Raw genomic sequence first — 13,701 nt, forward strand, 5'->3', positions numbered from 1 at the left:
GCCGGCGGTCAGCCGTTGAGGAACTGCTCCAGCCCGTCAAGCATGCGGTCGAGCCCGAACCGGAACGTTCGCTCCGGATCGTCGATCGCGTTGTACTCCTCGCCGGCCACCCGCCCGACCCGGCCGGAGATCGGATAGGCGTCGGCGGGCATCACCCGCTCGAGAACCGGCGCGTTGATCTCCCACCATTCGGCGTCGGAGATGCCGGACCGCTCCGCCGTACGCCGTGCGTCCACCGATGCCCGCGCCATCCCGGCGGTGAACCCGCTCAGCAGCGTGACCACCTGGTCCATCTGGAGATCGGTGAAACCGGCACCTTCGATGGCCGCGAGCTGCCACTCGTACCGGTCGGAGACGTTCGGACCGATCCACGGCCGGCTGTTCTCCACCTGAAGCAGCCAGGGATGCCGGTGGAACTCGTCCCACAGCTGCTCGGCGATCCGGGTCATCCGCTGCCGCAGCGGGCCCTCGTGCGGCGGGAGTTTCTGCTCGCCCGCGACCTCGTCCACCATCAGGCCGATCAGCTCGGAGCGGCCGGGGACGTAGGTGTAGATGGACATCAGCTTCAGCCCGAGCCGATCGGCGACCTTGCGCATCGAGAAGGCGGGCAGGCCCTCCTCGTCGGCCACCGCGATCGCGGCCCGGACCACCTCGTCGATGGTGGCCCGCTGCTTCGGTCCCCGTGAGCCCTGCGGCGTGCCGAGGGTGCGCCGCCACAGCAGTTCGAGCGTGCGGTCGACGTCCTGACTTTCCATGTGCGGAGATTACCCCGTGAGGTGTACGGTGTACCACGCACCATTTCCGTAAGGCATACGGAGTTAGGAGCGGCGTTGACGAACCACACCCTGACCGCCGACGGACTACGCAAGAGGTACGGCGACGTGCACGCGCTGGACGGCTTCGACCTGAGCGTGCCCCCCGGTGTCATCCACGGGCTGCTCGGCCCCAACGGCGCCGGCAAGACCACCGCGGTCAGGGCGCTGGCCACCCTGATCGACGTGGACGGCGGCAGCGCCAGCGTCGCCGGGTTCGACGTGCGCACCCAGGCCCGCCAGGTCCGGCGCAGCATCGGACTGGTCGGGCAGAACGCCGCCGTCGACGAGATCCTCGGCGGCCGGCAGAACCTGGTGATGTTCGGCCGACTCTACGGCCTGAACTCCGCCGACGCCCGGGTGCGCGCCGACCAGTTGCTCGACACCTTCGACCTGACGGACGCGGCGACCCGGGCCGTCTCGACCTACAGCGGCGGGATGCGCCGCCGGCTCGACATCGCCGCCGGCCTCATCCTGACCCCGGCGGTGCTGTTTCTCGACGAACCGACCACCGGCCTCGATCCCCGCGCCCGCAACGAGGTATGGGCCGCCGTGCGCGAGATCGCCGTCCGCGGCACCACGGTCCTGCTGACCACGCAGTACCTCGATGAGGCCGACCAGTTGGCCGACCGGATCTCCGTCATGAACCACGGCAGGATCATTGCCAGTGGTACGCCGGACGCCCTCAAACGTCAGGTCGGCGGAGACCGCGTGAGCGTCACGGTGCCGCTGCGCGAGCCACTGGCATCCATCGCGCAGCGGATGGCGGCTGCCGTCGGGGCACCGCCCGCGATCGACACCGACACCCGCACCATCACCTTCGAAGTCGGCACCGGCGTGGTCGCGATCGCCGAGATCGTCCGCGCCCTGGACGAACTAGGCGTCACCCCGGAGGACCTGATGCTGCGCCGCCCCACCCTCGACGAGGTGTTCCTGACCCTGACCGACAAGGAGGTCGCGCGATGACCACCCTGCGCGCCGGCTGGGTCATCACCCAGCGGGATCTGGCCCACTGGGTACGCCAGCCGTGGGCACCCGTATTCGGCCTGCTCTTCTCGATCATGCTGCTGCTGGTCTTCGGCTTCCTGTTCGGCGGGGCGATCAGCGTCCCGGGCGGCGGCGACTACATCAGCTTCCTGCTGCCCGGCATGCTGGCGTTGAGCATGATGTTCGGGGTGGAGGCCACTGCGACCGCGATGGCCAACGACGCCCGCAGGGGCATCACCGACCGGTTCCGCTCGATGCCGATCGGCAGTGCGTCGGTGGCGCTGGGCCGCGTCGGCGCCGACATGGCCAACTCGGCTGTCGAACTGCTGGTCCTGATCATCGGTGGCCTGCTCATCGGTTGGCGGATCTCGTCGGATCCAGCGTCGGCGATCCTGGCTGTGCTGCTCCTGCTCCTGCTGCGGTTCGCCGTCCTGTGGATCGGCATCTTCCTGGGGCTGACCTTCCGCGGCGAGGGCGCGACGATGGCGGTACAGGTGCTGGTCTGGCCCATCGGCTTCCTCTCCACCGCGATCGTGTCCGCCGAGACGATGCCCGGCTGGCTCGGCGACCTCGCGGCCTGGAACCCGTTGTCCGCGACCGCGACCGCCGCCCGTCAGCTGTTCGGCAACCCGACCGGCATCACCGAGGGGCCGCTGGTCGGCGGGGCGGTGTGGCTGGCGGTCGGCTGGCCGCTCCTGCTGACCGCCGTCTTCGTACCGCTGTCGGCGCGGGCGTACCGCAGACTGCGCCACTGAATCCGGCCGGACCGCAGCTCGAGCGCTTTCGCCCATGGTCCGTGTACCACAACCCACCAGGAGAGCAGATGAGCTTGATCGACCAACTACACCGCCTGCTCGACGCCGGACTCGCCGACGTCACCGGCAGCAGCCCGGCAGAACTCGCCGCCTGCGTCGCCGCGCTGCCAGACGAACCCCAGTGCGTGCTGGCCGTGCACCCCGAGCTGGCCACCGCGCGTCAACTGGCACCGCTGCTGCGCCGTGACGACAAGCCCGGCTTCGTCGTCGACGACATGGTCGACCTCGAGCAGTTCGTACCCATTGAGGGCCTCGCCCTACCCGACCGCCCGCTCTATCTCGTCCGCGAACCCGACCGCGGCGACGACATGCGCAACTGGAGTCCCAACGAAGCGCTACCGGCCATCCTCGAACGCGGACGAACACCGCTCACCATCCACGAGGGGATCAGCTGGCTGCTACAGGAACCGAAGGTGCTCGAACCCAATCACTGCTTCATGACCATCGGCTCCCGCAAGCCCACCGGCGACACCCTCGACGCCCGGACCCCTGCAATTTGGATCAGCGGCGGAACCGGACGCGACGGCACCGCCCGACGCAGAGCGCCGAAGATCGGATGGTGCTGGGCGGGCAACCGGCATACCTGGCTCGGTTTCGCCTCCGCGCGCCACCGCAGTCCTGTCAATTGATCACGGCAGCGTCGCGGAAACGGAAAGGGCAGTTGGCTCCAGCCTGACCAGCTCCATCCCGTTGTGCACAGGCGGCGATCCGCCTTGCCGGATCGCCGCCTGAACCTAGCCGCGCCACCGCCAACGCTCCTGGACACCGCACTAGGATCGTCGGCCATGACTCGCACCACGCCGCCGCGGCCGCTGGACGTCACGGAGCTCTTCCCTGAGTTGAGGAACCACCCGGCGAGCCTGAGGAATCCGCACGGCAGTCGGCAAACTGCGAGAACACGCTCGATGTCGGGTCGCCGAGAATTCAGCCATGACTGCCACGGAGCGCACCGGCCTGGATACTGTCCCGTCGACATCGCCGACCCGACGGGGTCGCGTGATCCTGATCGCCGTCGGAGTCGGTGTACTGCTGTCGGTGCTGTGGTCGTACGAGTTCGTCGACCACACCATCGGCGATTCGATGGCCAACGCCATCCTCGGCCGGGACGCGAAGGCGACCGCGATCGGCGGTACCGTCGCCGCCCTGGTCTTCGCGTTCGTCTCTGGTCTGGCCGGTACCTTCACCGCCTGCAACATCGCCATGGCCGCGTCGATCGGACCGATGAGCCAGGCGAACGCGGGTGCGGCGGCCCGTGCCGGGCTGCGTAGCCTGGTGCGGCCGGTCGGCTGGCTGACCCTCGGAATGGTGGCGGTCTCCGCCAGCTACGGGTTCATCGGCGTGCTGCTCGGTGAGCGGCTGCCGCAACTGTCCACCGCCACCGTCGGGACGCTCCCGGTCCGCCTGATCCAGTCGATGATCGTGTTCGGGGTGATCGGGCTCGCTTTCGTCTACCTCGGCCTGGCTTCGCTCGGCGTGGTGCGGGATCCCTTCGCGCACCGGCCGGTGGCTCGTGTGGTGGTGCTCGGCGCGCTGGTCGGTGGCTTCCTGATCGGCCGGCCGTACCCGCTTTTCAACAAGCTGTTCCACTGGGCGGTGGAGAACGGTAACCCGTGGTACGGCGCAGGGGCCTTTGTCCTCCAGTCACTCGGCAACATCGCCATCGTCACGGTGCTGTTCGTCCTGCTCGTGCTGGTGACGCGGGGCGGCTTCATTCGCTTTCTGGCGGCCAGCCCGGCCCGCACCGCCGCGTTGACCGGCGGGATGCTGATCGCGTTGGGCGTGTTCATGGTCGTCTACTGGAACGTGCGACTGCCGGCGATGTTCGACTACGGCTGGTTCCCCACGATGCCCTACAACCAGTGAAAGTCGACGGATGATCCGCGCCTGAGCATCTGCTGATGCCCGGGCCGCCACCTGCCCGGAACTATCGGCCGATCACCGTGCCGACGGCACAGGAAGGAAGGTCTGCTCGTGTCGGCTGCCTACCACGGCGCAGATCCAGCGGACGGCGATGTCGCCGGGACGGGAAAGGACGACATCGCGAATCGACCCCTCGGGCCGAACCGCACGGCGGGGCGACAATCGGCGCGGCATCCGGTGGTCGGGCAGCGGTCGACAGCGGACAGCCACTTCTGGTGGCGCTGGGGCTACGAGGCCGCCGAGGCTGGTCCCGTGCCGACAATCGGCGAGGAGTTGTCGGGCGGACCGGGCCCGATGCCGTGACATCACGTGGGGTGAACAGCACGTTGCGGAATGTCACCTTACCGGCACCTTTTCGGTATTCAGTATGGTATCTTTACGCTCCTCTTTCGAATAGCACACTGCCGTGACGAACGTGATGTCGACATGCGCCCACCGAGAAGGCCCTACGTAGCGGCGACCTCGCTACCGTGCTCCGCCTACGTGGCCCCCACCGACCGTCGGCACCACCTGCGGTCGTACGCCAGTCGCGGCCCGATCCCCCCGGTTGATATGACCTTCGGTGAACTGCACGGGCTACCCCTGAAAGCCCTGGCGACGCGGCCGGTCACAGAGCAGTTCCCGGATCTCAACTCAGGTGTCGTCCATCTCGATGCGCCCGCCGGAACGCTGGCCCACGCCGCCGTCCTCGACGTACTCGAAAACTATCGGAAAAATAGCGTGGGCGTCCCCTGGCACCGCTCCCAGGTGGCGCTCAACTGGGCCGCCAACCGATTCCGGGCGCTTATCGGCGCACCCGGCGGCGCCGTCTCGTTCGGGCCCGACATGACGAGCCTGACCCAGGCCTTCGTCCGCTCGATCGAGCCGGCTCTCCTGCCGGGCGACGAGGTCGTCTGCACCACGTTGGATCATCGTTCCAATGTGGATCCCTGGCGGCAGGCCGCCCACCGCCGCGGGGCCGCGGTACGGATGGCAGAGGTGTCCCCGGACGGCCGGTTGACGGTGGACGCCGTCGCCACCCAACTCGGCCCGCGTACCCGTTGGATCGCGGTGACCGCCGGATCCAACGCGCTGGGCACCGCGCCCGACCTCGTCGGTATCTGCGCCGCCGCTCGGCTTGCGGGTGCCCAGGTCTTCGTTGACGGCGCACAGGCGCCGGCGCACCTGCCGGTCGACGTCGCCGCCTGGGGCTGCGACGTCTTCGTCACCTCGGCCGCCACGTGGTACGGCCCCGGATGCGGCATCCTGTGGCGGCGCGGCGGTAGAATCTCCGCCACGCTGCTGCGCGGTGCCGCGCCGACCGGCGGGCCAGGCATCGAAGCGATCCTGGCCACCGGTGTCGCTGCCGAGGTGCTGATGCACTGGGACCGCGCATCGGTCTTCCGGCACGGCGAGCGGCTGGCGAACCTGCTGGCCCGAAGTCTCCGCATGATCGATGGGGTACGCGTGCTCGGTCGGTCGGGCGACGCGGCACGCCTGCCGATTGTCGCGTTCCAGGTCGCCGACCGTCCGGCCGCCGAGGTCGCGGCTCAGCTCGCCGACGGTGGCGTCGTCGTCGGACACGGCACGTTCGGGTCGGAGCCGGCGCTGCGGGCCGTGACACCGGAGACCCCGGAGGCGCTGCGCGCCGGCATGGCCCGTTACACCTCCCGGGCCGACGTGCGTGCCCTCATCGCCATGCTCGCGGGGATCGCGGCGACCCGCGACTGACCGGCCACTCTCAGCTTGCGCGGTCCCCACCAATCGACCGCGAGGTCTCGAACGCCCGGCGTCGGCGTGCCACGATGGGCTCGACGTGCAGGCGCAGGCCCAACCCGACAAGGAGGGCCGGTGGAACGACCCGGGGCACCAGACGGCCGGCCACTGCTCCTCGACGGCGCGCTCGGCACCGAGTTGCAGCGGCACGGTCGTTCCGTCAGCGCTCCCTGGTGGACCGCGGACTGTCTGCTCGACGCCGCCGGCCGACGGCTGGTCACCCAGGTGCACGCCGCATACGTCGCCGCTGGTGTGGACGTACTCACCGCGGACACCTTCCGCACCACCCCGCGTACCGCCCACCGGGCCGGCACCGGCCCCGACACCGCCGCTCGCCTGGCGCACGTCGCGGTGTCGCTGGCCCGCGAGGCAGCCGCCACCGTGGCCCGCCCCGTCGCCGTCGCCGGATCGATCGCGCCGATCGAGGACTGTTACCGGCCCGAGCTGGTGCCCGACGAAGCGGTGTTGCGCAACGAGCATGCCTGGCTGGCCGACCAGCTCGCCCGCGCCGGCGTCGACCTGGTCCTGGTGGAGACGATGAACACGATCCGCGAGGCGGTCGCCGCCGTACGCGCCGCCCGCGCGCACGGGCTCACCACCTGGGCCAGCTTCGTGTGCGCGCCGGGTGGTGACCTGCTCAGCGGCGAGGACGTGGTGGCAGCCGCCACTGCGGTACGCGCCGCCGGGGCGAGCGCGGTGCTGGTCAACTGCACCGATCCGGCCGGTACGGAACGGGCGCTGGCCCGGCTGGGACGGGCCGGCGCCGGGCGGCTCGGCGCGTATCCGAATCTGGAGGACCGCACCGGTCTGCCGCCCGCGACACCTGTCGACCGGTACCTGCCGCCGGCAGTGTCGCCGGCCGCGTTCGCCGGTCTTCCGGACACGGATCCATGGCGCGGCCTCGACATCGTCGGGGGCTGCTGCGGGGCCGGCCCGGAGCACATCGGCGCGTTGCGGGCACGCTGGCCGCGGGACGCCGACGAGGGTCAGCCGGCAGCGGCCACGGACCGCGTCACCCCGGGCGGGTAGGTCGGGACGATGCCCAGCTCGGCCAGGTCCGCCCGTACGCCCTCACGAAGCCTCATCCGCGCGGAGTCGGGCAGCAGCGCGGCCTCGACGGCGGTCATGGTCATCCCGGCGAGCTCGGCCACCGTGAAACCGTGCCAGCGCGCCGCGAGCCGGTGCTCGGCGACCAGGTCGGTGTGGAACATCGACGGATCGTCGGTGTTGAGGGTGATCTGGACGCCGGCCTCCCAGAGCCGTCGCAGCGGGTGCGCCTGCAGCGTCGACACCACGCCGGTCCGCAGGTTGCTGGTGAGGCAGACGTCGAGGACGACTCCCCGGTCCCGGAGCACCTTCATCAGCGCCGGGTCCTCGACCGCGCGGATGCCGTGCGCGATCCGGGGTGGGTGGAATGTCAGACAGTCCCAGACGCCCTCCGGTCCCACCGCCTCACCCGCGTGCGGCACGAACGGCACACCACGTGCCGCCGCCCACCGGATCGGCTCGGCGAACAGCGAGGCCGGCCGTCCCGGCTCGAAGCCACCGAGCCCGAGCCCCACCACCCCGCCGGGTCCACCCGCCACGGCCCACTCCGCGATCTGCTGGCACTCCTCGACCGACTCGCCACGGACATGGTCCACGACGAACCGCATGCTCACCCCGAACCGCCGCCACGCCTGCTCAGCGCCCCTGCGCACCGCGTCGAGCTGCTCGTCGAACGGAATGCCGCGCCCGCGCCAGTGCGTGCCGGGGCTGAACGTCACCTCCAGGTGCCGGACGTTCTGCCGGTGCGTCGACTCGGCCAGTTCCTCGGCCAACAGTTGGAGATCGGCCGGCTCACGTAGCGCGGCACAGCACTGTTCGTACAGTTCGGTGAAGTGCCGGAAGCTGCGGAAGCGGAACAGGTCGGTGATCCGCCCCTCGTCGAGCCGACCGAGGTCGAGCCCGTGGCGGCGGGCGATCCGAAGCAGCGTTCCAGGTCGGACCGAACCCTCCAGGTGCACATGGGTCTCGACCTTGGGCAGCCGCTGGATCATCTCGTCGCGGGCCGTCCCGAGCGGTTCGGCGGTGCTCACCGTGCCGATTCTAGGTTCGTCACGACCGGACGGGCCGGTTCCGGCAACGGTCGATCGGGTCCAGCGGGTAGGAGGGCAATCTCGAAGAGGCCGCCGTGTACTATGTCTAAGTAAAGGGGCGTTGCCTGGGCCCACACTGCGGCATGGAGGAGCGCCGTGAAAGAGCAACGAGACCGTCGGACCTACGGCCAGCAGTGCGGCCTGGCCTTCGCGCTGGATGTGGTGGGCGAGCGGTGGACCCTGCTCATCATCCGTGAGCTACTGGTCCGACCGCGCCGCTACCGGGATCTCCTGGACGCCCTGCCGGGCATCGGCACCAACCTCCTGGCCGACCGGCTGGCCTTCCTGACCGAGGTGGGCATCACCCAGCCGCTGGACGCCGAGCGGCGGACCGCCGGCTACGCGCTCACCGAGTTGGGTGAGAAGCTACGCGAACCGGTCCTGGTGCTGGCCCGCTTCGGGCTGACACTGCTCGCCCAGCAGCCGGGTCAGGTCCAGGCGCCGGTCACCCGGGCGTCGTGGGCGGCGCTGGCGATCGAGTCCATGGTCGACCCCGCACGGGCGCTGGTCGACGAGGTCTACGAGTTCGACATCGAGGGCGAGGTCTTCCACGTCCGGGTCAGCGACGGCGAGGTGCGGACGATCAGCGGTACCGCCGGTCCCGACGCGACCCTCCGGGTAGCCACCGACGCCCGCACCTTCTTCGACCTCGGCAGCGGCGCGATCGAGCCGGTCGAGGCGGTGGTCAGCGGGGTGGTTTCGGTGACCGGGCCGGCGGCGGCCATGCCACGCTGCCTCTACCTGCTGGGCCTGGGTGGCCGCCCGGGTGTCGAGCGGATGTTGTCGACGGCCGGCGGCGCGAGGCGCTGACGCTCACCGACCGGGACGGGCGGCCGGTCGGGCCACGCCACGTTGGAAGGCGCCACCGCCGACAGCTCGGGCACGGCGAGGCTGAAGCCGAGCCGGCCGCGTAACGCATGCTGACTGTCGATCGCCATCAGCAGCTCCGCCAGCGACTCCAACGCCGGGGCCCGATCAATCCCGCCGACATCAACCGGCACGAATCCGAGTCCACACAGCAGCGCGGCACACTCGATCTTGGCCGAGGGGTGGTCCCCGGCCAGTGGCACCGTGACCGGCCGGCCGTCCAGCACGGGCTCACCGAGCATGCCGGCGGGCACTGTGTTGAGGGCTTTGACCACCCGCCATTGTGGTAGCAGTTCCGCAAGCAGTCGGCCGCTCCGCCGACCACCTCCGACGCTCGACGGCGGGTTGGTCGTATCGACGACCGTACGCCCGCGTCCGTCATCGAGCAACCCGTCGCGGGCCAGGTCCACCGCGGCGTCGAATGGCAGCGCGAGCACGAGCAGATCGGACCGGGCGACCACGACCGGTGCCGGCACACAGTGGATCTCGGGATACGAAGCCAGCCCGACCGGTCGCGTGCCATCGCGCGTACGGCCGGCAATGAGCACCCGTTTGCCCTGCACAGCAAGGTTCCGGGCCAGCGCAGAGCCCATCCGTCCGCGGCCGAGGACGCCGATCATCGGGTGCACCGCACGCCGCGGCGGCGACAGCAGGCAGGCGGTCGTACGGACACACGCATCTTCTGACTCCGGGGTCGGTGGTCAGATTCTCCGCCGAACGCGGCCCGAGAGCTCGGGTCGGGTCGGGTCGTCGGACAGTGTCGCCCAGTCACCTTGACGGCGACTTGAACTCTCCCGGCATGCGGTTGACGCCGCGCGGCTCGACACGACTACTTTAAGTATGGAAGTTCTTCACTTAAGGTGGAGGAGAACCGAGCCAGCACCAGAACAGCTTGGGGGACCCGTGAAACGGACCGAGGTCGAACTCCAGATTCAGATTCTCGGTTCCGTGCGAGCAACGATCCACGGCCAGGAGGTCGACCTGGGCCCCCCGAAGCAGCGGGCGGTTCTGGCCCTGCTGGCGCTGCGGGCCGATGGGCACGTGCCGCTGGACGACCTGATCACCGTCCTCTGGTCGGGACGGCCTCCGGTTCGGGCCGCGAGTCTGGTGCACACCTATGTCGCGCGGTTACGGCACACACTGGAGCCCGACACGCCACGACGTCAGCGCACCAACGTCATCGCCTCGGCGCCCGGCGGCTATCGACTCACCGTGGCCGACAACCAGCTTGACCTGCTCCAGTTCCGGGCCGGCATCCGCGAGGCGGCGGCCTGGCACGCGGCCGGCGAGCACGAGATCGCCTTCACCACGTACCGGGAGACCCTTGAGCGCTGGCGGGATCCGCAGCTCACCGACCTGACCACGTTGCTTGTCGAACAGGACGACATCGGCCCGCTACGGCAGGAGTTCCTGGCTGCCGCACTCGACTACATCGGGCTCGGCCTGGAGTCTGGGCGGCCCGAGGTGGTCCTGCCACTGGCCGAACGGCTCGCCCAGGCCGAGCCCCTCAACGAGCGGGTCCAGGCGCGGGTACTACGGGCCCTGGCGCGCATCGGGCAACGCGCCTGGGCGATCGAGCGGTACGCCGACGTCCGCGCTCGCCTCAAGCTCGACCTGGGTGTCGATCCGGGGGCCGAACTGACCGAGGCGTACCGAGAAGTACTGGACGCCGATCCGCCGCGACCTGACGGTGCGACCCTCAGTGCAGACCATCAGCCGCCCTGGCGGGGACCGGCAGCCGTGGTGGACGAACTGGTCGGGCGGACGGCCGACCTCGCGGCGGTCTGCGACCTGCTCGGCGATTACCGCATGGTGAGCCTCACCGGCCCGGCCGGGGTCGGCAAGTCGGCGCTCGGCATGGCCGTGGCGTTGGAGCTGCGGGAACGATTCGCCGACGGGGTCGCGGTGGTGGATCTGGCGAACGCGCGCACCGGCCGGGAACTGGTCCAGGCGACGGCGGCGGTCGTCGACGAGCCGGGGTCCTGGCACGCCAAGGGCTGCCTACCGTTGACGCATCGGCTGCACGACCGCAAGCTCCTGCTCGTCCTCGACAACGCCGAACTCGTCACCGACGAGGCCGCCGACCTCGTCGACGACGTGCTCCGCGGCTGTCCGCAGGTCCACGTCCTGCTCACCTCGCGGGAGCTGCTCGGTCTGCCGTACGAGGCGGTGTACCCGGTGCGGCCGCTGGCGGTCGAGAAGGAGCACGGCTCCGCAACGGCACCCGCACTTGCGCTGTTCGCCCAGCGGGCGGTGCAGGTCCAACCGGCGTTCCGACTCACCGAGAGCAACCTTGAGGCGGTGCGGTCGGTGTGCCGGGCGCTGGACGGGCTACCCCTCGCCATCGAGCTGGCCGCCGCATGCCTGCGTACCCAGCGGCTGGAGGCGCTGGTCAACGTCGTGGACGACCCACTTCGCCGGATCCGTCCGCGCCGCCGGGGGTTGCCAAGTCACCACCGTTCACTGCGCGCCGCAGTAAACCGCAGCATGGAACTGCTGGGGCCGGCGGAACAGCGGTGCTTCGCCGCGCTGGGCGCGGTTCCGGCGGAGTTCGGCCTGGAGGCCGCGGCGGTGGCCGGCCGGGCGATCGGCGGTGAACCCGAGACACTGCAAATGCTGCTCGATCGGCTGGTGGACAAGTCGGTGCTGGAGGTCCTGCACGGCGCGTCGGGCCGCCGCTACCGAATGCTCGGCACGGTCCACGCGCTGGCGCGGCAGATGCTGCGCGAGCACGGCGTGGACAGCTCGGCCCCCGCAAGCCGCTGCGGCTGCGGCTGCCACACCGGCCATTGAGGCGAGACATTCACCGATCACTGCTATATGATTCTTTAGTAGATGTTGGCGGTCGACGAGCAGGAGATCTCGTATGGACCAACGCCACCTGCTCATGCACCAGGCAATGCTCGGTGACCGTAGACGCGTCGAGTCCTACGACCGGGCACTGGCCACGGTCATCGACGAGAACGCCGTGGTCGCCGACGTCGGCGCCGGCACGCTGGCGCTTACCGCGTTGGCGCTACGACACGGCGCCGCACACGTGTACGCCGTGGAGGCTGATCCTCAGATCGCCGCCGTCGCGGACCGGATCATCAAGGCCAACGGCTGGCAGGACCGGGTCACCCTGATCGCTGGGGACGCCCGGCTCGTTCGTCTGCCCCAACAGGTGGACGTGACGGTCTGCGAGCTGATGGGCAACCTCGGGCCGGAAGAGGACATGGCCCGTATCCTGCGGGTGTTCAACCGCCGTAACCTGCGACCCGACGGCGTCGTGGTGCCCGAGCGGGTTGTCACCTGGCTGGCGCCGGTGCAGTTCGGCACCGAAGGTTGGGGCATCTGGTCCCCGGACTTCTTCGGCATGCGGCTCGACGTGGTGCAGGAACTGGTCGACCCCACCGCCCACCTGCACTTCCTCACCCAGGAGCCGACCCTGCTCGGCGAACCGGTCGCGCTTGTCGACACCGGCCGCGGCGACACGGGACTACGCAACGCCCGCCCGCTGGCCCTACCGCTGCACACAGCCGGAACGCTGCACGCCGTGCTCGGCTACTTCACCGCCACGCTCGCCCCGGGGATCGAGCTGTCCAACATGCCGTCGTACCCGGGCTGCAACTGGGCGGTCTTCGTCTGGCCGCTCCGGCACACCGCCGTCGCGGCAGGCGACACCGTACACGTGCGTCCCCGACGTCCCGATGGTTCCGCCGCGCGGGACGTGACCCAGTGGCGCCTCGACTGTCGTCTCGACCGGGTGAGCAAACAATGATCATTTACACCGCTGCCTCCGTCCGTGACCACTCCGTCGACGCCGACCGGATCTCGGGCCTCACCTGGTCCGGCCACACCCTCTGGTACGCCGACGCCGGACGCGGGCGGGCGGTTTGCCTTGACCCGCGTACCGGGGTGCCCGGCGCCGAACTGGCCTGTCCCGGTCTGGTCACCGGGCTGACCACTCTCGGCGGGTGCCTCCTCTACGCCACGTCGACCACCCTGCGGCTGACCGAACCGCAGAGCGGGGATGTGCTGCGTGAGGTGGCCAGCCCTCGGCCGGATACGCAGGTCTGCGGCATGGAGGCGGGCAAGGACGGCATCTGGCTCGGCTGGCCGGACGCCCTGGAGTTGCGGGACGCCTCCAACCTGCGGCTGCTCGCGGCCATACCCGCGCCACTCGGTGTCGCCGGCATCACGGTCACCGACCGGTACGTCGCGCACACCGATCTGCTCGGCGAGGCCATCACGGTCTTCGACCTCCAGACCGGACGCAACGTGTTGCAGATCCAGGTCGACGGTCGACCCGCCACCAGCCTGACCTGGGACGGGCTCCGCCTGTGGTACGCCGACGCCGGCAACATGCGCCTGCGGGCGCTGGACGTCCCCGGGCTGTCCACCGCGCGGGGCTGATCAGGACCCGGT

13 protein-coding genes are annotated in these 13,701 nt (G+C 70.1%); 10 read left to right on the plus strand and 3 right to left on the minus strand.

Features of this window, described 5'->3' with window-relative positions; translation table 11 throughout:
- Positions 1–8 precede the first annotated feature (8 nt).
- Positions 9–755, minus strand: a complete 747-nt coding sequence (locus O7624_RS04175) for a TetR/AcrR family transcriptional regulator C-terminal domain-containing protein (RefSeq protein ID WP_282239006.1) — start codon at positions 753–755, stop codon at positions 9–11.
- A 75-nt stretch (positions 756–830) separates the two neighbouring features.
- Between O7624_RS04175 and O7624_RS04180 the strand changes: the two genes are divergently transcribed.
- The 6 genes from O7624_RS04180 to O7624_RS04205 all read left to right on the plus strand — a co-directional run bounded on the left by O7624_RS04180 (position 831) and on the right by O7624_RS04205 (position 7,318).
- Positions 831–1,778, plus strand: a complete 948-nt coding sequence (locus O7624_RS04180) for an ATP-binding cassette domain-containing protein (RefSeq protein ID WP_282239007.1) — start codon at positions 831–833, stop codon at positions 1,776–1,778.
- Positions 1,775–2,554 (plus strand): ABC transporter permease, encoded by a 780-nt coding sequence (locus O7624_RS04185; RefSeq protein WP_282239008.1) that lies wholly within the window; start codon positions 1,775–1,777, stop codon positions 2,552–2,554. Before O7624_RS04180 ends, O7624_RS04185 begins: the two co-directional genes overlap by 4 nt.
- A 68-nt stretch (positions 2,555–2,622) precedes the next feature.
- The gene (locus O7624_RS04190) at positions 2,623–3,243 is read left to right on the plus strand and encodes a DUF5701 family protein (RefSeq protein ID WP_282239009.1); all 621 of its coding nucleotides are present in this window, start codon (positions 2,623–2,625) and stop codon (positions 3,241–3,243) included.
- Positions 3,244–3,544: 301 nt separating this feature from the next.
- On the plus strand, positions 3,545–4,477 hold the full coding sequence (locus O7624_RS04195; RefSeq protein ID WP_282239010.1) for a hypothetical protein: 933 nt from the start codon (positions 3,545–3,547) through the stop codon (positions 4,475–4,477).
- A gap of 609 nt (positions 4,478–5,086) precedes the next feature.
- Entirely contained in the window at positions 5,087–6,244 is a 1,158-nt protein-coding gene (locus O7624_RS04200) for an aminotransferase class V-fold PLP-dependent enzyme (RefSeq protein ID WP_282239011.1), read from the plus strand.
- A 120-nt stretch (positions 6,245–6,364) separates the two neighbouring features.
- Positions 6,365–7,318: a homocysteine S-methyltransferase family protein gene (locus tag O7624_RS04205; RefSeq protein WP_282239012.1), complete on the plus strand. Its 954-nt coding sequence runs from the start codon at positions 6,365–6,367 to the stop codon at positions 7,316–7,318.
- Here O7624_RS04205 and add read toward each other — a convergent pair.
- Positions 7,276–8,367, minus strand: coding sequence for an adenosine deaminase (gene add, locus O7624_RS04210; RefSeq protein ID WP_282239013.1), 1,092 nt, complete (start codon positions 8,365–8,367; stop codon positions 7,276–7,278). The two genes, O7624_RS04205 and add, sit on opposite strands and share 43 nt — an antisense overlap.
- Before the next feature lie 156 nt (positions 8,368–8,523).
- Between add and O7624_RS04215 the strand changes: the two genes are divergently transcribed.
- Positions 8,524–9,237: a helix-turn-helix domain-containing protein gene (locus tag O7624_RS04215; RefSeq protein ID WP_093402508.1), complete on the plus strand. Its 714-nt coding sequence runs from the start codon at positions 8,524–8,526 to the stop codon at positions 9,235–9,237.
- Here O7624_RS04215 and O7624_RS04220 read toward each other — a convergent pair.
- The gene (locus tag O7624_RS04220) at positions 9,165–9,947 is read right to left on the minus strand and encodes an NAD(P)-binding domain-containing protein (protein WP_348774985.1); all 783 of its coding nucleotides are present in this window, start codon (positions 9,945–9,947) and stop codon (positions 9,165–9,167) included. The two genes, O7624_RS04215 and O7624_RS04220, sit on opposite strands and share 73 nt — an antisense overlap.
- 250 nt (positions 9,948–10,197) lie before the next feature.
- On the opposite strand from O7624_RS04220, the gene O7624_RS04225 reads away from it, so the two are divergent.
- The 3 genes from O7624_RS04225 to O7624_RS04235 all read left to right on the plus strand — a co-directional run bounded on the left by O7624_RS04225 (position 10,198) and on the right by O7624_RS04235 (position 13,689).
- The gene (locus tag O7624_RS04225) at positions 10,198–12,087 is read left to right on the plus strand and encodes a BTAD domain-containing putative transcriptional regulator (protein WP_282239014.1); all 1,890 of its coding nucleotides are present in this window, start codon (positions 10,198–10,200) and stop codon (positions 12,085–12,087) included.
- A 73-nt stretch (positions 12,088–12,160) separates the two neighbouring features.
- Positions 12,161–13,054: a methyltransferase domain-containing protein gene (locus O7624_RS04230; protein WP_093402506.1), complete on the plus strand. Its 894-nt coding sequence runs from the start codon at positions 12,161–12,163 to the stop codon at positions 13,052–13,054.
- Entirely contained in the window at positions 13,051–13,689 is a 639-nt protein-coding gene (locus O7624_RS04235; protein WP_093402505.1) for a hypothetical protein, read from the plus strand. The genes O7624_RS04230 and O7624_RS04235 overlap by 4 nt, the downstream gene beginning before the upstream one ends.
- Positions 13,690–13,701 lie beyond the last annotated feature (12 nt).

Origin of the sequence: Verrucosispora sp. WMMD1129, assembly GCF_029581255.1 — a bacterium.
GTDB classification, from domain to species: domain Bacteria; phylum Actinomycetota; class Actinomycetes; order Mycobacteriales; family Micromonosporaceae; genus Micromonospora; species Micromonospora sediminimaris.